General features: G+C 76.1%; 24 protein-coding genes. 17 read left to right on the top strand and 7 right to left on the bottom strand.

Annotated elements, in window-relative coordinates; all coding sequences use genetic code 11:
• Positions 1-149 precede the first annotated feature (149 nt).
• The 6 genes from tatA (at position 150) to lnt (ending at position 9,081) form a co-directional block, all read left to right on the top strand.
• Positions 150-455 (top strand): Sec-independent protein translocase subunit TatA, encoded by a 306-nt coding sequence (gene tatA / locus ACFU5J_RS18755; protein WP_430579732.1) that lies wholly within the window; start codon positions 150-152, stop codon positions 453-455.
• Positions 456-491: 36 nt separating this feature from the next.
• The gene (gene tatC, locus ACFU5J_RS18760) at positions 492-1,232 is read left to right on the top strand and encodes a twin-arginine translocase subunit TatC (RefSeq protein ID WP_430576463.1); all 741 of its coding nucleotides are present in this window, start codon (positions 492-494) and stop codon (positions 1,230-1,232) included.
• On the top strand, positions 1,225-2,337 hold the full coding sequence (locus ACFU5J_RS18765) for a diacylglycerol/lipid kinase family protein (protein ID WP_430579758.1): 1,113 nt from the start codon (positions 1,225-1,227) through the stop codon (positions 2,335-2,337). Before tatC ends, ACFU5J_RS18765 begins: the two co-directional genes overlap by 8 nt.
• Positions 2,338-2,438: 101 nt before the next feature.
• On the top strand, positions 2,439-5,363 hold the full coding sequence (locus ACFU5J_RS18770) for a DEAD/DEAH box helicase (RefSeq protein WP_430579733.1): 2,925 nt from the start codon (positions 2,439-2,441) through the stop codon (positions 5,361-5,363).
• Between the two features lie 90 nt (positions 5,364-5,453).
• Positions 5,454-7,115, top strand: a complete 1,662-nt coding sequence (locus tag ACFU5J_RS18775; RefSeq protein WP_430579734.1) for an amidohydrolase — start codon at positions 5,454-5,456, stop codon at positions 7,113-7,115.
• A 109-nt stretch (positions 7,116-7,224) separates the two neighbouring features.
• The gene (gene lnt, locus ACFU5J_RS18780) at positions 7,225-9,081 is read left to right on the top strand and encodes an apolipoprotein N-acyltransferase (RefSeq protein ID WP_430579735.1); all 1,857 of its coding nucleotides are present in this window, start codon (positions 7,225-7,227) and stop codon (positions 9,079-9,081) included.
• Positions 9,082-9,172: 91 nt separating this feature from the next.
• Here the strand turns inward: lnt and ACFU5J_RS18785 are convergent, their stop codons facing one another.
• Entirely contained in the window at positions 9,173-9,517 is a 345-nt protein-coding gene (locus ACFU5J_RS18785; RefSeq protein WP_079575180.1) for an RNA polymerase-binding protein RbpA, read from the bottom strand.
• A 340-nt stretch (positions 9,518-9,857) separates the two neighbouring features.
• On the opposite strand from ACFU5J_RS18785, the gene ACFU5J_RS18790 reads away from it, so the two are divergent.
• From ACFU5J_RS18790 to ACFU5J_RS18810, 5 genes are all read left to right on the top strand, one after another.
• The gene (locus ACFU5J_RS18790) at positions 9,858-11,039 is read left to right on the top strand and encodes an LLM class flavin-dependent oxidoreductase (RefSeq protein WP_430575663.1); all 1,182 of its coding nucleotides are present in this window, start codon (positions 9,858-9,860) and stop codon (positions 11,037-11,039) included.
• On the top strand, positions 11,036-11,683 hold the full coding sequence (locus ACFU5J_RS18795; protein ID WP_430575664.1) for an FMN reductase: 648 nt from the start codon (positions 11,036-11,038) through the stop codon (positions 11,681-11,683). The genes ACFU5J_RS18790 and ACFU5J_RS18795 overlap by 4 nt, the downstream gene beginning before the upstream one ends.
• Before the next feature lie 88 nt (positions 11,684-11,771).
• Entirely contained in the window at positions 11,772-12,794 is a 1,023-nt protein-coding gene (galE, locus tag ACFU5J_RS18800) for a UDP-glucose 4-epimerase GalE (RefSeq protein ID WP_430575665.1), read from the top strand.
• Positions 12,795-12,934: 140 nt separating this feature from the next.
• A complete protein-coding gene (locus ACFU5J_RS18805; RefSeq protein ID WP_430579736.1) occupies positions 12,935-13,171 on the top strand; it encodes a hypothetical protein in 237 nt (78 codons plus the stop codon).
• Positions 13,172-13,181: 10 nt separating this feature from the next.
• Entirely contained in the window at positions 13,182-14,159 is a 978-nt protein-coding gene (locus ACFU5J_RS18810) for a ribonuclease Z (protein ID WP_430579737.1), read from the top strand.
• Positions 14,160-14,223: 64 nt separating this feature from the next.
• Here the strand turns inward: ACFU5J_RS18810 and ald are convergent, their stop codons facing one another.
• Entirely contained in the window at positions 14,224-15,336 is a 1,113-nt protein-coding gene (gene ald, locus ACFU5J_RS18815) for an alanine dehydrogenase (RefSeq protein WP_430579738.1), read from the bottom strand.
• Between the two features lie 164 nt (positions 15,337-15,500).
• Between ald and ACFU5J_RS18820 the strand changes: the two genes are divergently transcribed.
• Complete coding sequence (locus ACFU5J_RS18820) at positions 15,501-16,052, top strand: Lrp/AsnC family transcriptional regulator (RefSeq protein WP_430579739.1); 552 nt, start codon at positions 15,501-15,503, stop codon at positions 16,050-16,052.
• A gap of 46 nt (positions 16,053-16,098) precedes the next feature.
• On the opposite strand, the gene ACFU5J_RS18825 is transcribed toward ACFU5J_RS18820, so the two are convergent.
• The 3 genes from ACFU5J_RS18825 to ACFU5J_RS18835 all read right to left on the bottom strand — a co-directional run bounded on the left by ACFU5J_RS18825 (position 16,099) and on the right by ACFU5J_RS18835 (position 18,748).
• Positions 16,099-17,103 (bottom strand): alpha/beta fold hydrolase, encoded by a 1,005-nt coding sequence (locus tag ACFU5J_RS18825; protein ID WP_430579740.1) that lies wholly within the window; start codon positions 17,101-17,103, stop codon positions 16,099-16,101.
• A gap of 9 nt (positions 17,104-17,112) precedes the next feature.
• Positions 17,113-17,673, bottom strand: a complete 561-nt coding sequence (locus ACFU5J_RS18830; protein WP_430579741.1) for a GNAT family N-acetyltransferase — start codon at positions 17,671-17,673, stop codon at positions 17,113-17,115.
• A 64-nt stretch (positions 17,674-17,737) separates the two neighbouring features.
• On the bottom strand, positions 17,738-18,748 hold the full coding sequence (locus ACFU5J_RS18835; protein ID WP_430579742.1) for an ArsR/SmtB family transcription factor: 1,011 nt from the start codon (positions 18,746-18,748) through the stop codon (positions 17,738-17,740).
• 216 nt (positions 18,749-18,964) lie between these two features.
• Between ACFU5J_RS18835 and ACFU5J_RS18840 the strand changes: the two genes are divergently transcribed.
• A complete protein-coding gene (locus ACFU5J_RS18840; RefSeq protein ID WP_430579743.1) occupies positions 18,965-19,783 on the top strand; it encodes a sulfite exporter TauE/SafE family protein in 819 nt (272 codons plus the stop codon).
• Between the two features lie 16 nt (positions 19,784-19,799).
• On the opposite strand, the gene ACFU5J_RS18845 is transcribed toward ACFU5J_RS18840, so the two are convergent.
• Positions 19,800-20,630, bottom strand: a complete 831-nt coding sequence (locus tag ACFU5J_RS18845) for an alpha/beta fold hydrolase (protein WP_430579744.1) — start codon at positions 20,628-20,630, stop codon at positions 19,800-19,802.
• A gap of 168 nt (positions 20,631-20,798) precedes the next feature.
• On the opposite strand from ACFU5J_RS18845, the gene ACFU5J_RS18850 reads away from it, so the two are divergent.
• Positions 20,799-21,818 (top strand): LLM class flavin-dependent oxidoreductase, encoded by a 1,020-nt coding sequence (locus ACFU5J_RS18850; RefSeq protein WP_430579745.1) that lies wholly within the window; start codon positions 20,799-20,801, stop codon positions 21,816-21,818.
• 39 nt (positions 21,819-21,857) lie between these two features.
• On the opposite strand, the gene ACFU5J_RS18855 is transcribed toward ACFU5J_RS18850, so the two are convergent.
• Positions 21,858-22,307, bottom strand: coding sequence for a pyridoxamine 5'-phosphate oxidase family protein (locus ACFU5J_RS18855; RefSeq protein WP_430579746.1), 450 nt, complete (start codon positions 22,305-22,307; stop codon positions 21,858-21,860).
• 117 nt (positions 22,308-22,424) lie between these two features.
• On the opposite strand from ACFU5J_RS18855, the gene ACFU5J_RS18860 reads away from it, so the two are divergent.
• From ACFU5J_RS18860 to ACFU5J_RS18870, 3 genes are all read left to right on the top strand, one after another.
• Entirely contained in the window at positions 22,425-23,462 is a 1,038-nt protein-coding gene (locus ACFU5J_RS18860; protein WP_430579747.1) for a nitronate monooxygenase, read from the top strand.
• 97 nt (positions 23,463-23,559) lie between these two features.
• The gene (locus ACFU5J_RS18865; protein ID WP_430579748.1) at positions 23,560-24,351 is read left to right on the top strand and encodes a hypothetical protein; all 792 of its coding nucleotides are present in this window, start codon (positions 23,560-23,562) and stop codon (positions 24,349-24,351) included.
• 64 nt (positions 24,352-24,415) lie between these two features.
• A complete protein-coding gene (locus ACFU5J_RS18870; protein ID WP_430579749.1) occupies positions 24,416-25,228 on the top strand; it encodes an SDR family NAD(P)-dependent oxidoreductase in 813 nt (270 codons plus the stop codon).
• The last annotated feature ends 16 nt before the right edge of the window (positions 25,229-25,244 follow it).

Consider the following 25,244-nt stretch of genomic DNA (forward strand, 5'->3'; position numbering starts at 1 on the left):
CATCGCACAATGACTCCAGGGCACGCGGAAGACTAAAACAGACAGCGAACCTGTGACGCGCGACACCCAGCACTCCCAGGACCCACTAGGGTTGATCCCGACAGACCCCGCCCACGGGCGGACGAGAACGAGGAGCCATACTCATGGGCATGCTCAAGCCCTGGCACATCATCGTGCTGGTGATCGTGATCCTGCTGCTGTTCGGGGCGCGCAGGCTCCCTGACCTGGCGCGCAGCGTCGGGCAGTCGCTGAAGATCTTCAAGTCGGAGGTCAAGGACCTCACGGACGACGGCAAGCTCAACGACTCGAACGAGCCGAAGCCCGACACGACGGCACAGACGCCGTCGTCGCCGGTCGCCGGCAGCACCACCCCTCCGACGCAGGCGAACCCGGGTGCGGGCGCCGGCCAGGAGCAGATCCCGGGTCTCATCGACCCGAACCACCCGCGGGGGTAGTCCGTGCCCGGAGACACCCGGGACCCCGAGGGGCGCATGCCCCTGCGCGAGCACCTGCTGGAGCTGCGCAAGCGGCTCTTCCTCGCCGCCTGCGGGCTCGTCGTGGGTGCCGCGGCCGGATGGGTCCTGTACGAACCGCTGCTGTCCGCGTTGCAGGCCCCGCTGGCCGTCGCGGCGCAGGAGCAGGGCAAGACGATCGCGCTCAACTTCACGGGTATGGCGTCCGCGCTCGACATGAAGATCAAGGTCGCGCTGTTCCTCGGCGTGATCGTGTCGTGCCCGTGGTGGCTCTACCAGCTGTGGGCGTTCATCACCCCGGGGCTGACCCGCAAGGAGAAGGGGTACGCGTACGGCTTCCTGGGCGCGGCCGTCCCCCTGTTTCTCGGCGGCGCCGCCCTCGCGTGGTGGGTGCTGCCGCACGCCGTGGACATCCTCGCGGGGTTCGTCCCCGACGGGGCGACCAACTTCACGGACGCGCAGGGGTACCTCAGCTTCGTCATGCGGCTGGTGCTGGCGTTCGGCATCGCGTTCGTCTCGCCCGTGTTCCTCGTGGGCCTGAACATGGCCGGCGTGCTGCGGCACGAGACGCTCGCCAAGGGGTGGCGGTGGGCCGTCCTCATCGCGTTCGTGTTCGCGGCGGTGATGACGCCGACCCCGGACGCGCTCACGATGATCTTCGTCGCGACGCCGATCGTCGTGCTCTACTTCGGCGCCCTCGGGCTGTGCATCCTGCACGACCGACGGGTCGACAAGCAACGGGTCGCCCCCGCTGTCTGACGGCCGCCCCGGATCCCGCGCCCGCCGCCTCGGCGTCGTCGTCAACCCCACCGCCGGCAAGGGACGCGCCGCCAACGCGGGCGTCGGCGTCCTGGCGGGGCTCCGGCGCGCCGGGCACGACGTCGTCGACCTGTCCGGCCCGGACGCGGACGCGGCGCTCGCCCGTGCCCGGGCCGCCGTCGACGGCACGTCCGGCATGTCCGGCCCGGACGGCACGGTGGACGCGCTCGTCGTGGTCGGCGGGGACGGCATGGTGCACCTGGGTGCCCAGGCCGTCGCCGGCACCGGCGTGCCCCTCGGCATCGTCCCCGTCGGCACCGGCAACGACTTCGCCGCCACCCTCGGCCTGCCCGTGCGCGACCCCGCCGCGGCCGGGCTGGCGCTGTGCCGGGCCCTGGACGTCGGCGCCGCGGGCCGGCGCGCCGTCGACGCGGCGTTCGTCACCGGCCCCGGCGTGCCGCCGGGCGGCCGGTGGGTCGCGGGGGCGGTGTCCGCGGGGCTCGACGCCGCCGTCAACGCGCGCGCCAACCAGCTGCGGTACCCGCGCGGCAGCGCCCGGTACACCGTCGCCGCCGCGCTCGAGCTGATGCGCTACCGCCCCTGGTCCTACCGGCTGACGTTCGACGGCGTCGTCGACGCCTCCCCGACCGGCAAGACGCCCGCGACCGCCGGGCGCAGGACTGGACGGGCTCCCCGCCCCGGCGACGGCCTGCACCTGCGCCCCGGGCCCGCGGGCACCGCGACGTGGACCGGGCGGGCCGCGCTCGTCACCGCGGCCAACGGCCCCCAGATCGGCGGCGGCATCCGCGTCGCCCCGCACGCGTCGCTCGACGACGGCCTGCTCGACGTCCTCGTCGCCACCGACCTGTCCCGGCCGGGCGCCCTCGCCGTGTTCCCCAGCATGTTCACCGGCGGCCACGTGCGCCGCCGCAAGGTGCACGTCGTGCGGGCGCGCGGGGTCACCATCGAGCCCGGCCCCGACGCGTGGGTCGCCGGCGAGCGCCCCCTGCCGGTGGCGCACGCGGACGGCGAACGTCTGGGGCCGCTGCCGCTGCGGGTCGAGGTCCGCGCCCGTGCCGTCGAGGTGCTGGTCGCGCCCCGCTGACGGGGGACGGCGCTCCTGGGCGTCGCCGAGCACGGACCCGCGCGGCCCTGCACGGCCCGGCGTCGCGCGGGGACGTCCGGTCCGGCGCCTAGGCTGACGGCATGACCGCCCACCCCCGCCCCGACGCCGGCCAGGACGTCCTCAGCCCGGCCGAGCGGTACGCCGCCTCCCGGGCCCGCAGCGCCCGCGACCGCGCCGACGCCGAGGGCGAGCTGCGCCGCTTCCGCGAGGTCGTCGGGTTCGAGCTCGACCCGTTCCAGGTCGACGCGTGCGTCGCGCTCGAGGAGGGCCGCGGCGTGCTCGTGGCCGCGCCCACGGGCGCGGGCAAGACAGTGGTGGGGGAGTTCGCCGTCCACCTCGCGCTCGTCGGCGGCGGCAAGGCGTTCTACACGACGCCGATCAAGGCGCTGAGCAACCAGAAGTACTCCGACCTCGTCGCGCGGCACGGCACGGCGAACGTGGGCCTGCTCACCGGGGACACGTCGATCAACGCGGGCGCGCCCGTGGTGGTGATGACCACCGAGGTGCTGCGCAACATGCTGTACGCGGGGTCGTCCGCGCTGGACGGGCTGGCGTACGTCGTCATGGACGAGGTGCACTACCTCGCGGACCGGTTCCGCGGGCCGGTGTGGGAGGAGGTCATCATCCACCTGCCGGACCACGTGCAGCTGGTCTCCCTGTCGGCGACGGTGTCGAACGCGGAGGAGTTCGGCGACTGGCTCGCCACGGTGCGCGGGGACACGGCCGTGGTGGTCAGCGAGCGCCGTCCGGTGCCGCTGTGGCAGCACGTCGTGGTCTCGGCGCCGGAGCCGCGCGGGGTGCCGCGCCTGATGGACCTGTACGCGGGGCACGTGGACCCGACGGACCCGGGCACCAACCCGCCGATCAACCCGGACCTGCAGGCGATGTTCCGCACGTCGGCGCGGGCGGAGAGCCCGCACGGGCGGCACGGGCACCGGGGGCGCGGCGACCGCGGTTACCGGGGCCGGGGCGGGAACCGGCCGGGCGGCGGGCCGGTGGCGCACCGGCGCACCCCGCCGCGGTTCGCCGTCGTGGACTCGCTGGACGCGGACGCGCTGCTCCCGGCGATCTACTTCATCTTCTCCCGCGCCGGGTGCGACGGTGCGGTGCAGCAGTGCCTGCGCGCCGGCCTGCGGCTGACCAACGGCGAGGAGGAGGCGCAGATCCGCCGGGTGGTGGAGGAGCGCACCGCGACCATCCCGACCGAGGACCTGGACGTGCTCGGGTACCACGAGTGGGTGCAGGCGCTGTCGCGGGGCGTGGCGGCGCATCACGCGGGGATGCTGCCGGTGTTCAAGGAGACGGTGGAGGAGCTGTTCTCCCGCGGCCTGGTGAAGATCGTGTTCGCCACTGAGACCCTGGCGCTCGGCATCAACATGCCGGCCCGGTCGGTGGTGCTGGAGAAGCTGGTGAAGTGGGACGGCACCGCCCACCAGCCGGTGACGCCGGGGGAGTACACGCAGCTCACGGGCCGCGCCGGCCGGCGCGGTATCGACGTGGAGGGGCACGCGGTGGTCGTGGACCACACGGGCCTGGACCCGGTAGCCCTGGCGGGCCTGGCGTCCAAGCGGCTGTACCCGCTGCGCTCCAGCTTCCGCCCCACGTACAACATGGCGGTCAACCTGGTGGGCCAGGTGGGCCGCGAGCGGGCGCGCGACGTGCTGGAGACGAGCTTCGCGCAGTTCCAGGCCGACCGGGGCGTGGTGGGGCTGGCGAAGCAGGCGCAGGCGCACGCGGAGGCCATGGAGGGGTACGCCACGGCGATGGCGTGCGACCGGGGCGACTTCGCGGAGTACATGGGGCTGCGGGTCGCGATCAAGGACCGGGAGAAGGAGCTGTCGCAGGTCGCGTCGGGCGCGCGGCGCGCGGACGCGGTGGAGTCGTTCGAGAGGCTGCGCCGCGGGGACGTGGTGGAGGTCCCGTCGGGGCGACGGCGCGGCTACGTCGTCGTGCTGGACGCGGGCAAGGACGAGCGCAGCTTCGACGGTCCGCGGCCCACCGTCCTCACCCAGGAGCGGCAGGTCAAGAAGCTGACCCTGGCGGACGCGCCGGACGGCGTGCAGGTCGTCACGACCGTGCGCATCCCGAAGTCGTTCAACCCGCGCCGCCCGGACCAGCGCCGCGACCTGGCCTCCAGCATGCGCAACGCGCTGGGCGCGTTCTCCGACGACGCGGGGACCGGCCTGCACCCGGGGCGCAGGGGCGGCGCGTCGTCGGGCGGCCGGGCGGGGCGCCGCGGCGACGCGGCCTCGGACGGCGAGCTGCAGCGGCTGCGGGCCGCGCTGCGGGCGCACCCGTGCCACGGCTGCCCCGACCGCGACGACCACGCCCGCTGGGCGGAGCGCTGGGAGCGGCTGCGCCGCGAGCACGAGCAGCTCGTGCACCGCGTCGAGGGGCGCACGGGGTCGATCGCGCGCACCTTCGACCGGACCTGCGACGTGCTGGCGCGGCTCGGCTACCTGGCGACGGGGGCGGACGGCGACGGGGCGCTGGGCGTCACCGAGGACGGGCGGTGGCTCGGCCGCCTGTACGCGGAGGACGACCTGCTGCTCGCGGAGTGCCTGCGGCGCGGCATCTGGGACGAGCTCGACGCCCCGGGCCTGGCGGCGGCCGTGTCGACGGTCGTGTACTCCGGGCGCCGGGAGGAGGCGGCGGAGCCCTACGTGCCCGGCGGCCCGCACGGGCGGCTCGCGCAGGTGCTGGACGCCACGACGCGGATCTGGTCGGAGGTGACCGACCTGGAGGCCGCGCACCGCCTGGAGGCCACGGGGCCGCTCGACCTGGGCCTGGTGGCACCGGTGCACCGGTGGGCGTCGGGCAAGAACCTCGACACGGTGCTGCGCGGGACGGACGTGGCCGCCGGCGACTTCGTGCGCTGGTGCAAGCAGGTCCTCGACGTGCTGGACCAGCTGGCCAAGGCGGCACCGCGGCCCGCGCTGCGGGCCACCGCCCGCAAGGCGCAGACCGCCGTCCTGCGCGGGGTCGTGGCCTACTCGAGCGTCTGATCCTCCGGCCGCCGCGCGCCGGCCGGAGGTGACGAAGTCGTGGCGGTCCGGTGGGGGGCGTGCGTGGGCCGGTGCCCTAGAGTGCAAGCCGTGACGTCCACCCTGTACCGCAACGGAGCCGTCCACTCGTCCGCCGACCCGTTCGCCGAGGCGCTGCTCGTCGACGACGGCGTCGTGACCTGGATCGGCGCGGAGGACACCGCCGCCGGCCTCGCGGCGCGCGCCGACCGCGTGATCGACCTCGACGGGGCGCTGGTGGCGCCCGGGTTCGTCGACGCGCACGTGCACCTGCTGGAGACGGGCCTGGCCGCCGCGTCGGTCGACCTCGCCGCCGGGTCGGTGACGTCGCTCGCGGCGGCGCTGGACGCCCTCGCGCGCGGCGCGCGCGAGCTGGACGCGGCCGACCCCGGCGGCGAGGAGGTGCTCCTCGCGTTCGGCTGGGACGAGCAGACCTGGCCCGAGCGGCGCGCGCCCTCCGCGGACGAGCTCGACGCCGCCTGCGGCGGGCGCCGCGTGTACGCGGCGCGGGTCGACGGCCACTCCGCCGTCGTGTCCGGGTCGTTCGCGCGGGCAGCGGGCCTCGACCGGCTGCCCGGCTGGGACCCGTCCGGCATGGTGACGTCCGACGCGCACCACACCGCCGCGGCGGTCGTGCGCCAGGTCTCGCCCGCCCGCCGGACGCGGGCCTACCGGCGCGCCCTGGCCGACGCCGCGGCGCGCGGCATCGTCGGCGTGCACGAGATGAGCGAGCCCAACATGGACACCCGCGAGGGCCTGGCCGAGCTCGTGGCGCTCACGGCCGACCCGGCGGGCGCGCTGCCGCACGTCGTCGCCTACCGGGGCGAGCTGTGCGCGACGGCGGACGACGCGCGGCAGATGCTCGCGGAGCTGCCGTTCCTCACCGGCATCGCCGGCGACCTGTGCGCCGACGGGTCGATCGGCTCGCGCACGGCGGCGCTGCGCCACCCCTACTCCGACCTGCTCGCCGGCCCGGGCGGCACCGAGCCGGACGGCCGCCTCTTCCTGCGGGGCGAGGAGATCGCGGCGCACCTGGCCGCCTGCTCGGCCGCGGGCACGCAGGGTGGCTTCCACGTCATCGGCGACCGGGCGATGGACGAGGTGGTGCGGGGGCTGGAGCTCGCCGCCGCCGAGCACGGCCCGGGCCTGCTGCGCTCCGGGCACCACCGCATCGAGCACGCCCTGTTCGTCGACGCGTCCGCGCTGGCCGCCCTCCTGCTGTACGGGGTGGCGCTGTCGGTGCAGCCCGCGTTCGACTCCGCGTGGGGCGGCAGCCACGGCATGTACGCCGCGCGCCTGGGCGTGGCCCGTGCGTCCACCCTGTCGCCGTTCGCCGACCTGGCCGGCGCGGGCGTCCCGCTCGCGTTCGGGTCGGACACCCCCGTCACCCCGCTGGACCCGTGGCAGGCGGTGCGCGCGACCCTCACGCACGAGGACGCCACGCAGCGCATCTCCGCCCGGTCGGCGTTCCGGGCGCACACGCGCGGCGGGTGGCGGCTCGCCGGCCTCGACCACACGGGCGCGGGCGAGCTGCGCGTCGGCGCGCCGGCGCACCTGGCCGTGTGGCGTGCGGACACCCTGTCCGTGCAGGCGCCCGAGGGCCGCCTGTCGGCGTGGAACCCCGAGGCGCGTGCCGGCCAGCCCCTGCTGCCCGACCTGTCGCCCGGCGAGCCGGAGCCCGTGTGCCTGCAGACCGTGCGCGACGGCGTCGTCCTGCACGACACCTTCGACTGACCCGACCGCACCCGACCGCGCCGTCGAGCACCGCGCCGCACGCGCGACAGGTGTCGGGCGCGGGCCCCGGGGGAGGTCCGGGTTCACGTACCCTGCGGGGGTGTTGCACGTGAGCTCGTCCCCGCTCGAGGGGCCCTCCGACAGCGGGTCCGACCCGGCACCGGGCCACACCCCCGACCGGGACCAGGAGCGCGACCGGAGCCGCGACCGGGGCGAGGCGTCCGGCCGCGGCCCGGGCGCCTCCCGGACGGGCGACGCCACGCCGTCGAACTGGTGGGCGAGCCGCCCGGCCACGCTCCTGCTCGCGGTCGCCGCGGGCGTCGCGCTGTGGGCGTCGTTCCCGGACGTCGGGGCGTGGCCGCTGGCGTTCGTCGGGGTCGCGCTGCTGTTCGCCGCCCTGCGCCGCGAGGGCCGTCGCGCGGCGGGCTGGAACTTCCTCGTGGGGCTGGTGGCCGGGCTGACGTTCTGGCTGCCGCACATCTGGTGGGCCAACTTCGCCACGGACACGGTGCCGTGGATCGCGCTGGCGTCGCTCGAGGCCCTCTTCCTGGCGGGGTTCGGCGCGCTGTGGACGTGGGCGCGGCGCTGGGGCTGGGTGCGGCGGCACCCGCTCGCGCAGGGCCTGGTGTTCGCCGTGCTGTTCGTCGCGGTGGAGCAGTGGCGCTCGGAGATCCCGTTCGGCGGCTTCCCGTGGGGCCGGCTCGCCTGGACGGTGGCCGGCGCCCCCACGGGGCGCGCCGCGTGGCTGGGCGGCACGACGCTCGTGTCGTTCCTCGTCGCCGGCGCCGGCCTGCTGCTCGCGCTCGCCGTCGGGCGCCTGCTGCGCACCGACTGGCGGACGGCGGCGGCGCGCGTGCGCGGGGCCGCGAGCGCCGGCGCGCTGGTCCTCGCGGCGGCCGTGCTGGTCGTCGGCCCGCAGCTGCTGCCGCTGGCGCACGACGCGGGCACCCGCGAGGTGACGGACGCGGCGGACCCGGGGCACGTGGGCACGGTGGTGGACGCCGGCACGGCGACGGCGCAGGCGGGCGTGCTGCGCGCGGGCGGGGTGCAGGGCAACGTGTCGGAGCCGGGGGAGGGGTCCTTCGCCAACCGGGCGGAGGTGCTGAACAACCACCTGGACGGCACGTACGCGATCGCGGACGAGCAGGCGGCGGGCGACTTCGGCGACGGTCCGACCGACGGGGTCGACGTGGTGCTGTGGCCGGAGAACGGCTCGGACCTGGACCCGCAGACGACGCCGGAGGTGGGCGACGCGATCGACACGGCCGCCCGTGCGGTGGACGCGCCGATCCTCGTGGGCGCGCAGGAGTACCCGGCGACCGGCGGCCGCTACAACGTGGCGCTGCTGTGGGAGCCGGGCCAGGGCGTCACGCAGCGGTACGCCAAGCAGCATCCGGCACCGTTCGGGGAGTACATCCCGATCCGCGGGTTCGTGCGGCTGTTCAGCTCGCAGGTGGACCGGGTCACGACCGACATGATCCCGGGCACCGAGCCGGCGGTGGTCGACCTGCCGGTGGACGGCGCGGCGATCGGTCGCGGGTCGGGGCCGGCGACGGTGCCGATGGCGACGGTGATCTGCTTCGAGGTGGCGTACGACGAGATCGTGCGCGACGCCGTGCAGCGGGGCGCGCAGGTGCTGGTGGTGCCGACGAACAACGCGTCGTTCGGGTACACGGCGGAGTCGACGCAGCAGCTGGCGATGACACGGCTGCAGGCGATCACGACGGGCCGGGCGGCGGTGCAGGTCTCGACGGTGGGCGTGAGCGGCGTCGTGGCGCCGGACGGGACGCTGGTGGCGCGCACGCAGCTGTTCACGCCGGACCACTGGGTGGCGGACCTGCCGCTGCGCACGGAGCTGACGCCGGCGGTGCGGGCGGGCTACTGGCCGGGCTGGGCCGTGGGCGCGGCGGCGGTCGTGCTGGTGGCCGGCGGCATCGTGTCGGCGGTGCGGGCGCGCCGCGGCTGACGGCCAGGGGCGGCGCCGGGACGTACGGGACCCGGGCAGACGAGAGGGCGGGCCCCCCGGGGGGTGCCCGCCCTCTCGTCGTGCGTCCGCGTCAGGCGCTGCGGCGCAGCTTGCCGGCGCGCAGCAGCTCGAGGCGCTCGTCGAGGAGCTCCTCGAGCTCGGCGACGGTGCGGCGCTCGAGCAGCATGTCCCAGTGGGTGCGCTGCGGCTTGCCGGGCTTCACCTCGGGGCGCTCGGCGTCGCGCAGGAGCGCCTCCTCGCCGCACCGGCACTCCCACACCGGCGGCACCTCGGCCTCGGTGGAGAAGGGCAGGATGATGGTGTGACCGTTGGGGCAGTCGTAGTGAGCCTGGAACCGCGGGGCGAAGTCCACGCCCTCGTCGGACTCCATGCTCTTGCTGCCGATGCTCATGCCGCGCAGGGACCGGTCGGGCATGTCGTCCTCCTGGAGGTCGGTGGGAAGGGGCCTGAGGTTCCAACGCGGCCCTACCGGGGGATGTTCCGGCGGTCCGTGAAGGTCCCGTGAAGCACGGTCCACACCGAGTGCCGGAGAATGGGCATCGTGGCGATGGACGTGACGGTTGCCCCCTCAGGCTGGCCAGTCGGCGCGCATGACGCAACTCGAGACCGCCCTGCGGGCACCCTTTGTGCGCGACGTCACCCGGGGGCCACGGGCGGCGGGGAACAACCGGGCGGGTACCGCGGTTCATCGGCATGTACATGCAAACGCATGGACCTAGGCTTCAGGTCAGAGTCCACCAACAGGGAGCGCAGCCGTGCAGTTCGGAATCTTCTCCGTCAGTGACGTCACCACCGACCCGACGACGGGTCACACGCCGGACGACACCGAGCGGGTGCGCGACATGCTCACCATCGCCCGGCACGCCGACGAGGCCGGCCTGGACGTCTTCGCCACCGGCGAGCACCACAACCCGCCGTTCGTCGCGTCCTCGCCGACCACGATGCTCGGCTACCTGGCCGGCGTCACCAAGAACATCACCCTGTCGACGGCCACCACCCTGATCACCACGAACGACCCGGTGCGCCTCGCCGAGGAGTACGCGATGCTCCAGGTGATCTCCGACGGCCGCATGGACCTCATGATGGGCCGCGGCAACACGGGCCCCGTCTACCCGTGGTTCGGGCAGGACATCCGCCAGGGCATCCCGCTGGCCGTGGAGAACTACGCGCTGCTGCGCCGCCTGTGGACCGAGGACGTCGTGGACTGGGAGGGCAAGTTCCGCACCCCGCTGCAGGGCTTCACCTCCACCCCGCGCCCGCTGGACGGCGTGCCGCCGTTCGTGTGGCACGGCTCGATCCGCAGCCCCGAGATCGCCGAGCAGGCCGCGTTCTACGGCGACGGCTTCCTGCACAACAACATCTTCTGGCCCATGCACCACACCCGGCAGATGGTGCGGTTCTACCGCCAGCGGTTCGAGCACTACGGCCACGGCCGCGCCGACCAGGCGATCGTGGGCCTCGGCGGGCAGGTGTTCATGCGCAAGCGCTCGCAGGACGCGTGGAACGAGTTCCGCCCCTACTTCGACGAGGCGCCCGTGTACGGGCACGGCCCGTCGATGGAGGACTTCACGCGCGAGACGCCGCTGACGGTCGGCTCGCCGCAGCAGGTCATCGACCGGTACGCGTCGTTCGTGGACGAGGTCGGCTACTACCAGCGCCAGCTGTTCCTCGTCGACCACGCCGGACTGCCGCTGAAGTCGGTGCTCGAGCAGATCGACCTCCTCGCCGAGGACGTCGTGCCCGAGCTGCGCAAGATCGTCGAGGCCAAGCGCCCCGCCGACGTGCCGCTGAACCCGCCGACGCACGCCGAGCGCGTCGCCGCCGCCCGCGCCAAGGGCGAGACCGGCGCCACGCACGTCGGTGACACCTCGGACCCCTACACCGGTACCGTTGCCGAGGGCACCCAGCCCGCCGCATCGCAGGAGGCACGCGCATGACCACGCCCTCGGGCATCCCCGGCCAGACCCCCACCCGCACCCTCGCCGTCGTCTCGGCGGGCCTGTCCCAGCCGTCGTCCACCCGGCTGCTGGCCGACCGGCTCGCGGACGCCACGGTGCGGGAGCTGGAAGACCTCGGGCACACCGTGCGGGTCGAGACCGTCGAGCTGCGCGACGTCGCCCACGCCGTCGTCGACGCGATGCTCACCCGGTTCCCGACCGGCGACCTCGCCCGCGCGCTGGAGGCCGTGACGGGCGCGGACGGCCTCATCGCCGTCTCGCCCGTGTTCACCACGAGCTACTCGGGTCTGTTCAAGTCGTTCTGGGACGTCGTCGACCCCGACTCCCTGACCGGCATGCCCACGCTGCTCGGCGCCACCGGCGGCACCGCCCGCCACTCCCTCGCGCTCGAGTACGCCGTGCGGCCGCTGTTCACCTACCTGCGGGCCGACGTCGTGCCGACCAGCGTGTTCGCGGCCACCGACGACTGGGCCGCGAGCGCCGACGACCCGGCCGCGGGGCTGCCGCGGCGCATCGGGCGCGCCGGGCGGGAGCTGGCGCAGCGCGTCGCGCGGCGGGAGAACGACGGGCCGGCCGACCCGTTCGCCGCCACCCCGAGCTTCACCGAGCTGCTCGGGGGCTGACCAGCACGCCGCACGAGGACGCGCACGGGCCCGGCCCGGGGTGCGGACGCCGTCCGAGGACGGCGAGCCCACGCCCTAGGCTGGGCCCATGCGCGTTCTCGTCTCCGGCGGCGCCGGGTACATCGGCTCCCACACCGTCCTGTCCCTCGTCGCCTCCGGGCACGACGTCGTCGTGGTCGACGACTTCTCCAACAGCAAGCCCACGGTGATGGGCCGCGTGGAGTCGCTGTCGGGGGTGCACGTGCCGGTGCACGCGATCGACCTCACCGACGCGGAGAAGACCGAGCGCCTGTTCGCGCACGAGAAGTTCGACGCCGTCGTGCACTTCGCGGGCTTCAAGGCCGTGGGGGAGTCCGTGGCCAAGCCGCTGGAGTACTACCGCAACAACCTCGACTCCACGCTGTCGCTGCTGGAGGCCATGCGCCGCCACGACGTGCCGCGGCTGGTGTTCTCCTCCTCGGCCACCGTGTACGGGGAGAAGGCGCCCGTGCCCTACCGCGAGGACTACGAGCACCTGTCCTCCTCCTCGCCGTACGGGCAGACGAAGGTGATGATCGAGCGGATCATGGCCGACGCCGCGGTGGCGGTCGGCGGCCTCAAGGTGGCGCTGCTGCGCTACTTCAACCCCGTGGGCGCGCACCCGTCCGGGCAGATCGGCGAGGACCCGCAGGGCATCCCCAACAACCTCATGCCGTTCCTGGCGCAGGTCGCCGTCGGCAAGCGCGACAGGCTCGTCGTCTTCGGCGACGACTACCCCACCGCGGACGGCACCTGCGAGCGCGACTACCTGCACGTCGAGGACCTCGCCGCCGGGCACGTCGCCGCACTGGACCACCTGGACGCGATGACCGAGCCGGTGCGGGCGTTCAACCTCGGCACCGGCACGGGCACGTCCGTGCTGCAGATGCTGCACGCGTTCGAGCGGGCCGTCGGCCGCGAGCTGCCCTACGAGGTCGGGCCGCGCCGCGCCGGCGACCTCGCCGCCTTCTGGGCCGACCCCACGCGCGCGCAGACCGAGCTCGGGTGGCGCGCCGTCAAGACCATCGACGACATGTGCGCGGACACCTGGCGCTGGCAGTCGGAGAACCCGCAGGGCTTCCCCGGCGCCTGACCCGGCGCCTGACCCGGCGCCTGACCCGACGGCGGGTCCGGCGGGCACGGCGTCCATGCCCACCGGCCCCGTCCACCGGACCCGTGGGCGGCCTTGCGGGCGGCCTTGCGGGGCGTCGTCGGCCGCGCCACGATGAGCGCATGCCCGACGACGCGAGCACGCGCCCCGAGACGCGCTGGGACCCCGGCGCCCGATACCGCCCGTCCGTGCTCGCGGGGCTGCCGGCCCCCGCGCCGTCGCCGGGGCCGCGGCTCACCGGTCGCCTGCGCCCCCGCCCGCTGACCCGCACGGCGGTGTTCGACCGCGACCTGTGGCGCCCGGTGCAGCACGTCACCACCGGCCTCGTGCGCGTCGTCGGGCGCGCCCTGGGCCGCTGAGCGCCCCCGCGTGTCACGACGCGAGCTGGTCGTGCTCGGCACCGCCAGCATGGTGCCCACCCGCACGCGCAACCACAACGGGTACGTGCTGTTCTTCGACGACGCCGCGATCCTGTTCGACCCCGGCGAGGGCACCCAGCGGCAGATGACGCTGGCCGGGGTGTCGGCCACGGACCTCACCCGCATCGCGATCACCCACCTGCACGGCGACCACTCCCTGGGGCTGGCGGGCGTCGCGCAGCGGCTGTCCGGGGACCAGGTGCGCCACACCGTCCCGATCTCGTTCCCCTCCTCCGGCGAGGAGTGGGTGCGCCACCTGCTGCACGCCAGCGCCTACGACCACCACGAGCGGGTCGCCCTGCAGCCCGTGTCGTTCGCGCCCGGCCACGGACCGGTCGCGACGCTGCCCCGGGTGGACGGCGAGCGCGGCGCCGGCCCGGGCGCCCCCGCCCTCACCGCGCGGCCGCTGGACCACCGCATCGACGCGGTCGGCTACCGGCTGGACGAGCCCGACGGCGTCTCCCTGGACCCCGCGGCGCTCGCGGCCGCGGGCGTCCCGCCCGGCCCGGCGGTGGGGCGGCTGCTGCGCGAGGGCAGCGTCACCCTGGACGACGGCCGCACGGTGCACCGCGACGCGGTGTCCGTGGCCCGGCCGGGCCAGTCGGTGGCGTTCGTCATGGACACGCGGCTGTGCGACGCGGTGCTCGAGCTCGCCGACGGGGTCGACCTGCTGGTGATCGAGTCGACGTTCCTGCACCGCGACGCCGAGCTCGCGGCCCGCTGGGCCCACCTGACGTGCCGGCAGGCCGCCGTCGTCGCCTCCCGCGCGGGCGTGCGCCACCTCGTGCTCACCCACTTCTCCCAGCGCTACCGCGTGCCCGAGGAGCTGCCCGCCGAGTTCGAGCGGGAGGCCCGGGAGGTGTTCGACGGCGGCCTGACGGTCGCGTCCGACCTCGACCGCGTGCCGCTGCCGCGACGGCGGCGGTGACGGCGGCGGTGACTCGGCCCCGCACCCCGTACCCCCGTTGCCCGCGGCGAAGGCCCGGCGGGCCTCACAGCACGTCGGCGACGGCCACCTGCTCCAGGGAGTGCGCCTCGGCGACGCCGGCGTTCGTGACGCGGCCGCCGTGCACGTTCAGCCCGCCCGCCAGCACGGGGTCGCCGCGCAGGGCCTCGCGCCAGCCGTGGTCCGCGAGCGCCACGACGTAGGGCAGGGTCACGTTCGTCAGGGCGTACGTGGAGGTGCGGGGGACGGCGCCGGGCATGTTCGCGACGCAGTAGAACACCGCGTCGTGCACCCGGAACGTGGGGTCGGCGTGGGTGGTGGGGCGCGAGTCCTCGAAGCACCCGCCCTGGTCGATCGCGATGTCGACGAGGACGGCGCCGGGCCGCATGCGGGCCACGAGGTCGTTCGGGACGAGCACGGGCGCCTTCGCGCCGGGGACGAGCACGGCGCCCACGACGAGGTCGGCCTCCAGCACCGCCTCGGCGAGGGTGAGGCGGTTGGACGCCAGGGTCTGCACGCGCCCGCCGAACTCGCGGTCGGCGGCCTTGAGCGCGTCGGCGCTGGTGTCCAGGAGGGTGACGCGCGCGCCCAGCCCGACGGCGATGCGCGCGGCGTTCATGCCGGAGACGCCGGCGCCGATGACCACGACGTGCCCCGCGGGGACGCCGGGCACGCCGCCGAGCAGGACGCCGCGCCCGCCGGCGGCACGCAGCAGGGTGGCGGCGCCTACCTGGGGGGCGAGGCGGCCGGCGACCTCCGACATGGGGGCGAGCAGCGGCAGCCGCCCGTCGGGGGACTGGACCGTCTCGTACGCGACGGCGGTGACGTCGCTCGCGAGGAGCTCCTCCGTCAGGGCCTTGTCGGCCGCGAGGTGCAGGTAGGTGAACAGCACCAGGCCGGGACGCAGGCGGTGGTACTCCTCGGCGACGGGCTCCTTGACCTTCAGCACCGTCTCGGCGCCGGCCCACACCTCGTCGGCGTCGTCGAACAGGTCCGCGCCGGCGGCGCGGTACTCCTCGTCCGTGATCGCGGACCCGAGCCCCGCACCCGCCTGGACGACGACCTGGTGGCCGCGCGCGACGAGCTCGTGCACGCCCGCGGGGGTGATGGCCACCCGGTACTCGTGGTTCTTGACTTCCTTCGGGACGCCGATGCGCATGGGGCTCGCCTTCGAGGCTCGGTGACCGTGCCGGACGGCGGTGGCCGGCGGGGCACGGTCGGACGGGTGGGTCGCGTGGGTGTGTGACCCCGCTCACTCCCCAGTCTGAGGGTGCGATTCGATCCGGCACCACAATTCGGAACATCCTTCGGTAGATTCAGACCATGTCGAACATGGGGCAGGCTCGGCCCGGGGCACGGGCGTCACGACCGAAGGATGTTCGCCCCGACCCGTCGTGGGGCCTGGACCGTCGCGGGCCCGCGCCCGAGCGGCTCGACGACGTCGACCAGCGCATCCTCGCGGCGCTCGCGGAGGACGCGCGGCTGCCGAACAACGCGCTCGCAGCCCGGGCGGGGGTGGCGCCGTCCACCTGCCTGACGCGGGTGCGCCAGCTGCGCGAGCGGGGCGTGATCCGCGGGTTCCACGCCGACGTGGACCCGGGGCGCACCGGCCACCCGCTGCAGGCCATGATCGCCGTGCAGATGCGGGGCGCGGCACGCACCCGGCTGAGCACCTACCTGGCACGCCTCGCGGAGCTGCCGGGCGTGCTGAACGTCTTCCTGCTGGGCGGGGCGCACGACTTCTTCGTGCACGTGGCCGCCGCGGACTCCGACGCCCTCAACGAGTTCGTCATCGAGCACCTGTCCACCGACCCGGACGTGGCCCTCACCGAGACCAACCTGATCTTCCAGCACGCGCGGGCGAGCTGGTACTGACCCGGGTCGGGCGGGGTCACGCAGGGGCACGCGGGGCCGAGCCGCGTCACTCGGTGGCGGCGTCGCCCGCGCGAGCGGACAGCCACCGCTGCAGCTCGACGGCGAGGGCGACCGGCGCGTCGAGCTGCACCAGGTGCCCGGCTCCCGGCACCAGCCGCGCGTCGGCGCGCGGGAGCGCGTCGGCCAGGCGCTGCGCCCGGTCGGCGGGGATCCAGGTGTCCTCGGCGCCCCACAGCACGCGCGTGGGCACGTCCAGCGCGCCGAGCAGCGGCTCCAGCTCGGCGGTGTAGCGCTCGTCCGCCTGGGCGATCTGCCGGTAGAACGCCGCCTGCCCCTCCGGCCCGGTCCACGGGGTCACGAGGGCGTCGAGGTCGGCGTCGGACAGCGGGCGGTGCGCGGCCGTGCGCACGTAGGCCTCCAGGGCGCCGCGGTGCACGGTGGCGGGCGTGCGGGTGAACACGTCGGCGTGCTCGCGCACCAGCGAGAAGTACGGCGACCCCCACGGCCGCAGCGCGACGACGTCCACCAGGCACAGGGACGCGAACCGGGCGCCGTGCAGCAGCGCGGCCCGCAGACTCACCGCGCCGCCGTAGTCGTGGGCGACCACGTGCGGCGCCACGCCGCCCCCTGACCCGGCGCCCGGCCCCTCCTCCGGCCGGTCTTCCGACGCGCCCTCCGACGCGGCCCAGGAGGGGCGCCAGTGCTCCAGCAGGGCGGCGAGCACCTCGCCCTGCACCCCCAGGTCGACGGCGTGGTCGGGGTCCTTCGACGACGCCCCGTAGCCCGGCATGTCCCACAGGTGCACGGTGAACTCGGCGGCCAGGGCGCGCGCGTACGGCTCCCACAGCCAGGACGACCAGGGCGTGCCGTGGCAGAACACCAGCGGCGGGCCGGAGCCGAACGCCGCCCAGGCGACCTCGCGGCCCTGCCACGCGAACCGGCGGTCCAGCAGCACCCGCCCCGCGGCAGGCTCCCGCGCCCACGGGGAGGCGGCGCTCGCTGCGGACGTGCCGGCGGTGGTCGGGGGCGCGGTGCGGTCGGTGTCGGCCATCCCGCGAGGCTAGGCGGCGGGGCCCGCGCCCGCCGCCGCGACGGCGGCGGGCGCGCCGACCTGCGCGGTGCCGCCGTCGGCCGCGCGCAGGTCGAGGGTGAAGAACACGCTGCACGGGTCGGGCGCGTAGGCGCCGAACGGGCCGCAGGGGACGAAGCCGTGCCGCGCGTACAGCCGCCGCGCGGCCGCGAAGTAGTCCTGCGGGCCGGTCTCGAGGCTGACCCGCGCATACCCGCGCCCGCGCGCCAGGTCCACCAGGCGCCCCAGCACCGCGCCCGCCACGCCCCGGCCGCGGGCCGCGGCCGCCGTGCGCATCGACTTGACCTCGCCGAGCCCGCCGGCGTGCCCGGTCACCGGGTCCAGCTCGCTCAGCGCCCCGCACCCGAGGAGCGCGCCGTCCGTGTCGCGGGCCGTCAGGAACGTCACCGAGGGGACCCGGAGCGCCGCCAGGTCGAGGGCGTGCACCGACTCGGCCGGGGACGTGGCGTGCATGTCGGCCAGGTGCTCGGCCAGCAGGGCCCGCACGTCGGCGCGGCCCGGCGTCTCGGCGGCGATGATCACGCCCCGCATCCTGCCTCGCCCGTGTTTCGGGCGCGTGTCCGCCCGCCTGGCGCCCGCGCCCACCGGGGGCGCGTCAGCCGAGGTGTCCGGCGAGCAGCGCGTCCCCGAGCCGGGTGCGCGTGTGCAGCACCCGGTTGCCCTGCCGTTCGGAGGCGACCAGCCCCGCCTCGCGCAGCACGGTCGCGTGCCGGCTCGCCGTCGCGGGCGTCAGGCCCAGCACCCGGGCGAGGCCGGTGGTGGTCCGGGCCACGTCCAGCACCTCCAGCACCCGGGCGCGGGTCGGGCCGATGAGGTGCGCGACCGGTGGCCGCTGCCCGTCGGGTCGCTCGGCGCGCGTCAGCCAGCCCGGCAACGGCTCCACCGGGAACACCAGCGTCGGCTCCAGCGACTCGTCCGCGAGCGCCACGGGGGCCAGCACGCAGAACATCGACGGGATCACCGTCAGGGGACGCCCCCGCAGCGGCAGGGCCCGCGTCACGGGGTACCGCCCGGCCCAGGTGCCGTCGTCCACCCGCCGCAGCAGCGGGTCGAAGCTGCCCATCAGCCCCTGCACGCCGCCCCCGCGCAGGGCGCCGGCGCGCGCCTCCTGGTCCGCCGCGACGGCCGCGCCCGTCGCCGTCGCGTAGGGGGCCACCGCCACGTCGTGATAGCGGCGCAACGCCCCGGCGAGCCAGCGCATCGCCTCCGCCTCCCCGCGGGCGACCCTGCGCACCCACGCCGGCGCGCCCGCCGGGAACGTCACCGCCAGCTCGCGCGCCAGGCGCCGGCGCGGCGTGCTCGCCACCCGGTCCACCGCCACCTCCACCGGCGTCGCCGACCCCCTGCCCAGGTCCACCGGCGTCGGCGTGAGGAAGTCGGGGAAGTAGGACGCCCACGGTGCCAGCCGCGCCAGGGCCGCGACGGTCCGCGTGAGGCCGGCCTCCACGACCCGCGCCCGCACCTGGCGCCGCCACGGGTCGAACGCCAGCGCCGCCTGCCGGTTCTGCAGCAGGTGCAGGCTCAGCACCACGTCCCACATCGGGTCCGGTCGGGCCGCCACGCGCAGGCGCGTCAGGTCCTCCGCCGTGAGGTCGATCGTGAGCATGTCGCCACCGCCCTGGTCTCCGCCGTCCCACGCTAGTCGCCCCCGTCACCGGCCACCCGACCTTGCACCCTCGTCGAATGTCGGCCCCGGGTGTCTCGACCGCCGGCGGGCCACCCTCCGCACTCCGTGCACGGCGGCGGCACAGCGGCGGCACGCCCACGGCGACCCCGCTGCACCGGCGACCCCACCACCGCGAGCACGCACCGAGGAGCACCCATGGGCCTGGACGTCGACCCCGCCGCCGTCTGCCTCCTCGTCGTCGTCGCGTTCGCGGCCGGATGGCTCGACGCCGTCGTCGGCGGGGGCGGGCTCGTGCAGGTCCCCGCCCTCATGCTGGTGCTGCCGACGGTGCCCGTGGCCACCGTCCTCGGCACCAACAAGCTCGTCGCCATCACCGGGACCTCGGGGGCCGCCGTCACCTACGCCACCCGCGTGGGCCTCGACCGGCGGCGGGCGCTCGCCGCGGCCGCCCTGGGGCTGCCCACCGCCCTCGCCGGCGCCGTCACCGCCTCCCACCTGCCACGGGAGACCATCGTGCTCGTCGTGGCCGTCACGCTCGTCGGTGTCGGCGCGTGGGCCGTCGTCGCCCGGCCCGGGGACCGGACGACGACGGCCGCGACGCCCTCCGGCACCACCCGCCCCGCCTGCCGGCCCGGACCCGCCTGGCGCCCCACCCTCGTGCTCGCCATCGGTGCGGCGGCCGTCGGCTTCTACAGCGGGGTCGTCGGGTCCGGCACCGGGGTGCTGCTCGTCGCCCTGTTCGTCACCGCGCTCGGCACCGACTTCCTGCGCGGGTCCGCGATGGCGAAGGTCGTCAGCATCGGCAGCGACCTGGGCGCCCTCGCCCTGTTCGGCGTCCTCGGGCACGTCCTGTGGCTCCTGGGCGCGGGGATGGCCGTGGCCAACGTGGCGGGCGGCATCGTCGGCGCCCGCACGGCCCTCGCCCGCGGTGCCGGGTTCGTGCGGGCCGTGCTCCTGCTGGTCGTGGTCGCCCTCGTCATCACGATCGTGCACGACCAGTGGCTCGCCGCCTGACCGCCCGTACCGCCCGTCAGGGGGCGTGCACCGTCGGGTCGTCGCGCAGCACGTCCAGCAGCAGCGCCTGCACCGCGTCCGGGCGCTCCAGGACGGGCAGGTGCCCCGCCCAGTCCAGCACCGACAGCTCCGCCCCCGGCACCTCGTCCGCCACCCGCCGGGCGCACGCGCGCAGCAGGTCCATGTCGTGCGCGCCCTCCACGACGAACGTCGGCACGTGGATCCCCGCCAGGTCGACCTCCACGCCGTCCGGGCCGGGCTCCGGCGCCCCCGCGGCGCTCGCGGCCGCGTCCGCCGCGAGCTGCACCTCGAACGCCCGCCGCTGCATGGTCGCGAGCGCCTCCCGGGCGGCGTCGTCGGCGTCGGGCCCGAGCCACGTCGTCACGTTGAGCCGCACGGCCCCCTCCACGTCGCCGGCGCCGAGCAGGCGCGCCTCCTCCGCGTCGAACGCGTCCGACGTCTCCGTGTCCGGGACGCCGGGCGCCGCCGGGCACAGCAGCACCAGCTCGCGCACCCGCCCGGGGTGGGCGGTGGTCAGCTCGAGCGCGACCTTGCCGCCGAAGGACGAGCCGACGACGGCCGCGTCCGCGACGTCGAGCTCGTCGAGCAGCGCGGCCAGGTCGCCGGCGTTCGTGTATCGCAGGTCCGGCTCGCCGTCCGCCGTCGGGCCGTCGCCCACCGGCAGCGGCGAGTCGCCGAAGCCGCGCAGGTCGGGGCGGATCACGCGGAACGTGCGGGCGAGGGCGGGGACGACGGCGTCCCACATGCGGCGGTCGGCCACACCGGCGTGCACCAGCAGGACGGCGGGCGCGCCGGGGTCACCGGCGACGTCGTGAACGAGGGTCATGCGCCCAGGCTAGGCGGGCGAGCGGCACCCCGGCACCACCAATTCCCGCGCCCGCCCGGGCCCCTCCCTCGACGCCCGCGCGGCGCCCCCGGGCGAGCACGTCCCCCCGCGGCGAGGATCGGGAGGCAGACCGGGAAGCCCCCCGACGCCCAGGAGGTTGACGCCCCCGTGAAACACCTCGGATTCCTCTCCTTCGGCCACTGGACTCCGCACCCGCAGTCCGCCACCCGCTCGGCGTCCGACGCCCTCCTGCAGTCGATCGACCTCGCCGTCGCGGCGGAGGAGCTCGGCGCGGACGGCGCCTACTTCCGCGTGCACCACTTCGCCCGCCAGCTCGCGTCCCCGTTCCCGCTGCTCGCCGCCGTCGGCGCGCGCACCAGCCGCATCGAGATCGGCACCGCCGTCATCGACATGCGCTACGAGAACCCCCTGTACATGGCGGAGGACGCCGGCGCCGCCGACCTCGTCTCCGGCGGGCGCCTGCAGCTCGGCATCAGCCGCGGGTCACCCGAGCAGGTCATCGACGGGTTCCGCCACTTCGGCCACGAGCCGCGCCCGGGGGAGAGCGACGCCGACATGGCCCGCCGGCACACCGCCCGGTTCCTCGAGGTGCTCGACGGCGAAGGCTTCGCCGAGCCCCACCCTCGCCCCATGTTCCCCAACCCGCCCGGGCTGCTGCGCGTCGAGCCGTACTCCGAAGGACTGCGCAGGCGCATCTGGTGGGGCGCCGGCACCCGCGCCACCGCCGAGTGGACCGCCGCGCAGGGCATGAACCTCATGAGCTCCACCCTGCTGTCCGAGGACACCGGCGTGCCGTTCCACCAGCTCCAGGCCGAGCAGATCCAGCGCTACCGCGACGCCTGGACCGCCGCCGGGCACCAGCACGAGCCCCGCGTCTCCGTCTCGCGCAGCATCTTCCCCCTCACCGACGACCGCGACCGCGCCTACTTCGGCATGGAGACCGCCAGCAGCGACCAGGTCGGCCTCCTCGAGGGCGTGCGCTCGCGGTTCGGCAAGACCTACGCCGGAGAGATCGACGCCATCGTGGCCGACCTCGCCGAGGACGAGGCCGTCGCCGCCGCCGACACCCTGCTGCTCACCGTGCCCAACCAGCTCGGCGTCGAGTACAACGCGCACGTCATCGAGAACGTCGTGCAGCACGTCGCACCCGCCCTCGGCTGGCGGTGACCCGCCGCCACCGGCGGCTCGCCCGGCAGACTCGGACCCTCAGGCACGCACGCCGCCCGACGACTCCTCCAGCACCGGCGGGGAGACCCGGTAGTCACCCCACCGCGCCCACTCCACCCGCACCCTCAGCACCACGATCCCGGGATCCTCCAGCGACCCCGCGAACTGCGGGAACGCCGTCGCGTACGCGGCCGCGCACCGGTCCCGGTCCAGCCCCGACGGCACGTCCGCCACCCCCTGCGCCTGCAGCGTCGTCCCGCCCGCGCCGCCCACGACCACCGCCACCCGCGCGTCCCGCCCCAGGTTGACCACCTTGCGCGACCCCACCCGGGCGTCGAACACCAGCTCGCCGGCGTCCGTGACCGCCACCGGCAGGTACGCCCCCTGCGGGGAACCGTCCGGCCCCAGCGACGAGACCACACCGTCGCCCACCTCCCGCACGTGCGAGACCAGCCGCCCGAGCGTCAGCCGCGCAGGGGAGGGACCCACCGGGGGAGTCCCCGCCGAGGCAGGCGCCTCCGCGTGAGGCACAGGGCTCGAGGAACCGGCGTCGTCCGTCCGCGTCATGCCCGGACCCTACGACGGCACGGTGGCAGCATGCCGTCCATGGCCACCCGCCTCCCCGACACCGACCTGCCCCTCGTCGCCGCCCCCATGGCCGGCGGCGGCACCACCCTCGACCTCCTGGCCGCCACCACCGACGCCGGCGCCCTCGCGTTCCTCGCCGGGGGCTACCAGGCCCCCGACGCCCTCGCCGCGCAGGTCCGCGCCGCCCACGCCCACGGCCACCCCTTCGGCGTCAACCTCTTCGTCCCCGCACCCCCCGGCACCCCCACCCTCGACCCCACGGCGCTCGCGGCCTACGCCCGCCGGATCGCGCCCGAGGCCGCGGCGCTGGGCGTGACCCTCGACCCCGGTGCCGTGCCTGCGGCCGACGACGACGCCTGGGCCGCCAAGGTCGACCTGCTGCGGCGCGACCCGGTGCCCGTCGTGTCGTGCACGTTCGGTCCGCCGCCCGCGGCCGACGTCGCCGCCCTGCGCGCGGCCGGGTCCCTCGTCCTGGTGACGGTCGCGACGCCGCAGGAGGCCGTCGCCGCGCAGGAGCTCGGCGCGGACGGCCTCGTCGTCCAGGGACCCGCGGCGGGCGGCCACAGCGGCACGTGGGACCCCGCCCGGACGGTGGGCGACGGCGCCACGGCCGACGTCGTCGCGGCGGTGGCCGCCCGCACCCGGCTGCCCCTGGTCGCGGCCGGGGGAGTGGACGGCCCCCGCGCCGTCGCCCACCTGCTGGCGGCGGGGGCGCAGGCGGTCGCCGTGGGCACCCTGCTGCTGCGCACGGACGAGTCGGGGGCGTCGGCCACGCACCGGGCCGCGCTCGTCGACCCCCGGTTCGACGCGACGACCGTCACCCGCGCCTTCACCGGACGCCCCGCCCGCGCGCTGCGCAACGGCTTCGTCCGCCGGCACGACGAGGATGCCCCGCTCGGGTACCCGCAGGTGCACCACCTCACGCGCGAGCTGCGTCGCCGGGCGGCCGCGACCGGCGACGCGGACCGCCTCCACCTGTGGGCCGGCACCGGCCATCGCGCGGCGCCCGCCGGGCCCGCCGGGGACGTCGTGCGCGCCCTCGCCGCCGGTCTCTGAGGACGCCCGCCGTGACCGTGCCGACACATGCCGACCCGCGCCGACCCGCGCCGCGCGGCACCGCCCGCGGCCTGGCACCGTTCGCTAGGTTGCCGTCATGACCGACGTCTGGGACCCGCCCACCGTGCTGCGTGCCGCCGCCGACTGGTCGTGGGTGCCGCCGGACGCCGAGTGCCTCACCACCGACGTCACGCTGACACGGTGGCCCGCCTGGGCGCACGGCCGGGTCGTGCTGACGGGGCTCTCCTCGCAGCGCGCGCCGGGCGACGTGCTGCGCGGGGCCGTCGAGCAGGCGCGCGCCTGGCGGAGCGACACCCTCGGGGTGTGGGTGTCGGCCAGTAGCGCCCCCGACCTCACCGGGGAGCTGCTCGCGCGCGGCGCCCGCCTCGAGGACACGGTGGACGTGCTGGCCCGCACCCTCGACGAGCCTCCCCACGACTCCGCCGAGCGGGTCGTCGTCCGGCGGGTCACCGACGTCGACGGGCTGCGCGACGCCGACCACGTCGAGACCGTCGTGTGGGACCAGCAGCCCATGGACGACGAGCGCCTCGCCGAGAACGCCCGCGCGCTCCTCGCCGAGCACAGTGCCGAGGCGCGCGTCGTCGCGTACCTCGACGACGCTCCCGTCGCCTCCGCCGGGCTCACCCTCGCGCCCGCCCCGTACCCCGGCCTCGGCACCGTCGCCCGCCTCTGGGGCGCGGGCACCCTGCCCGACCGCCGCGGGCGCGGCGCCTACCGCGCCGTCCTCGTCGAGCGGCTGCGCATCGCCTACGCCGCCGGCGCCACCCTCGCGCTCGTCAAGGGGCGTGTCAGCACCTCCGCGCGCATCCTGCGCAAGGCGGGCTTCGAGCGGTACGGCGAGGAGAGGTACTACCGCCTCACGCTCTGACGCCCGGGCACCCGGCACCCGGCGGGCACGACACCGCACGACAGGACCCGACGAGGAGGAGACCGTGACCCGACGCTTCGAAGGACGCGTGGTGCTCGTCACCGGCGGCGCGCACGGCATCGGCGCCGCCACCGTGCGCCGCCTGCACGACGAGGGCGCCACCCTCGTCGTCGCCGACCTCGACCACGACGCCGCCCGGCGCGCCCTCGACGACCTCCCGCCCGCCGGGCCGGGGCAGGTCGCCGCCACCGCCGTCGCGTGCGACGTCCGGGACCGCGCCTCCGTGGACGCGGCCGTCGACGCCATGCTCGAGAGGCACGGGCGGCTCGACGTGCTCGTCGGAGTCGCGGGCGGGGACACCGCGCACCCCTCGCTCGTCGACGGCATGGACGACGCCACCTGGGCCGCCGGCCTCGACCTCAACCTCGCCGGGCCCGTCCGCTGCGTCCGGGCCGCGGTGCCGCACCTGCCCCGCGGCGGGGCGATCGTGCTGGTCGGGTCCGTCAACGGTCTGCAGGCGTTCGGCGGCGAGGACTACTCCGCGGCGAAGGCCGGCCTGGTCTCCCTGGCGCAGAACCTCGCGGTCCGCCTCGGGCCCCGGGGCGTGCGGATCAACGTCGTCGCGCCCGGCACCGTCCGGACCCGGGTGTGGGCCTCCCAGGGCGGCCCGGACCGGCTCACCCCCCTCTACCCGCTCGGCCGCGTCGGCGAGCCCGCGGACGTGGCCGCCGCCATCGCCTTCCTGGCCTCCGACGACGCCGCCTGGATCACCGGTGTCACCCTCCCGGTCGACGGCGGCATCCTCGCCGGGCCCCTGCGCGCCTTCGAGCGGCTCGACCAACGGACGCACGACCGCCCCGACGCCACCGCGAGGTGACGCCGGGGCGGCGCGC

This window comes from Isoptericola sp. NPDC057559 (assembly GCF_042801555.1).
In the GTDB taxonomy this organism is placed as follows: Bacteria; Actinomycetota; Actinomycetes; order Actinomycetales; family Cellulomonadaceae; genus Isoptericola.

Coding starts and splice junctions, on each gene's coding strand:
- ACFU5J_RS18835 (WP_430579742.1), bottom strand. CDS start 18,748: ATGCTCACGATCGACCTCACGGCGGAGGACCTGACGCGCCTGCGCGTG.
- ACFU5J_RS18830 (WP_430579741.1), bottom strand. CDS start 17,673: ATGCGGGGCGTGATCATCGCCGCCGAGACGCCGGGCCGCGCCGACGTG.
- ACFU5J_RS18865 (WP_430579748.1), top strand. CDS start 23,560: ATGACCGACGTCTGGGACCCGCCCACCGTGCTGCGTGCCGCCGCCGAC.
- ACFU5J_RS18860 (WP_430579747.1), top strand. CDS start 22,425: ATGGCCACCCGCCTCCCCGACACCGACCTGCCCCTCGTCGCCGCCCCC.
- ACFU5J_RS18845 (WP_430579744.1), bottom strand. CDS start 20,630: ATGACCCTCGTTCACGACGTCGCCGGTGACCCCGGCGCGCCCGCCGTC.
- ACFU5J_RS18805 (WP_430579736.1), top strand. CDS start 12,935: ATGCCCGACGACGCGAGCACGCGCCCCGAGACGCGCTGGGACCCCGGC.
- ACFU5J_RS18785 (WP_079575180.1), bottom strand. CDS start 9,517: ATGCCCGACCGGTCCCTGCGCGGCATGAGCATCGGCAGCAAGAGCATG.
- ACFU5J_RS18820 (WP_430579739.1), top strand. CDS start 15,501: ATGTCGAACATGGGGCAGGCTCGGCCCGGGGCACGGGCGTCACGACCG.
- ACFU5J_RS18795 (WP_430575664.1), top strand. CDS start 11,036: ATGACCACGCCCTCGGGCATCCCCGGCCAGACCCCCACCCGCACCCTC.
- ACFU5J_RS18840 (WP_430579743.1), top strand. CDS start 18,965: ATGGGCCTGGACGTCGACCCCGCCGCCGTCTGCCTCCTCGTCGTCGTC.
- tatA (WP_430579732.1), top strand. CDS start 150: ATGCTCAAGCCCTGGCACATCATCGTGCTGGTGATCGTGATCCTGCTG.
- ACFU5J_RS18770 (WP_430579733.1), top strand. CDS start 2,439: ATGACCGCCCACCCCCGCCCCGACGCCGGCCAGGACGTCCTCAGCCCG.
- tatC (WP_430576463.1), top strand. CDS start 492: ATGCCCCTGCGCGAGCACCTGCTGGAGCTGCGCAAGCGGCTCTTCCTC.
- galE (WP_430575665.1), top strand. CDS start 11,772: ATGCGCGTTCTCGTCTCCGGCGGCGCCGGGTACATCGGCTCCCACACC.
- ACFU5J_RS18825 (WP_430579740.1), bottom strand. CDS start 17,103: ATGGCCGACACCGACCGCACCGCGCCCCCGACCACCGCCGGCACGTCC.
- ald (WP_430579738.1), bottom strand. CDS start 15,336: ATGCGCATCGGCGTCCCGAAGGAAGTCAAGAACCACGAGTACCGGGTG.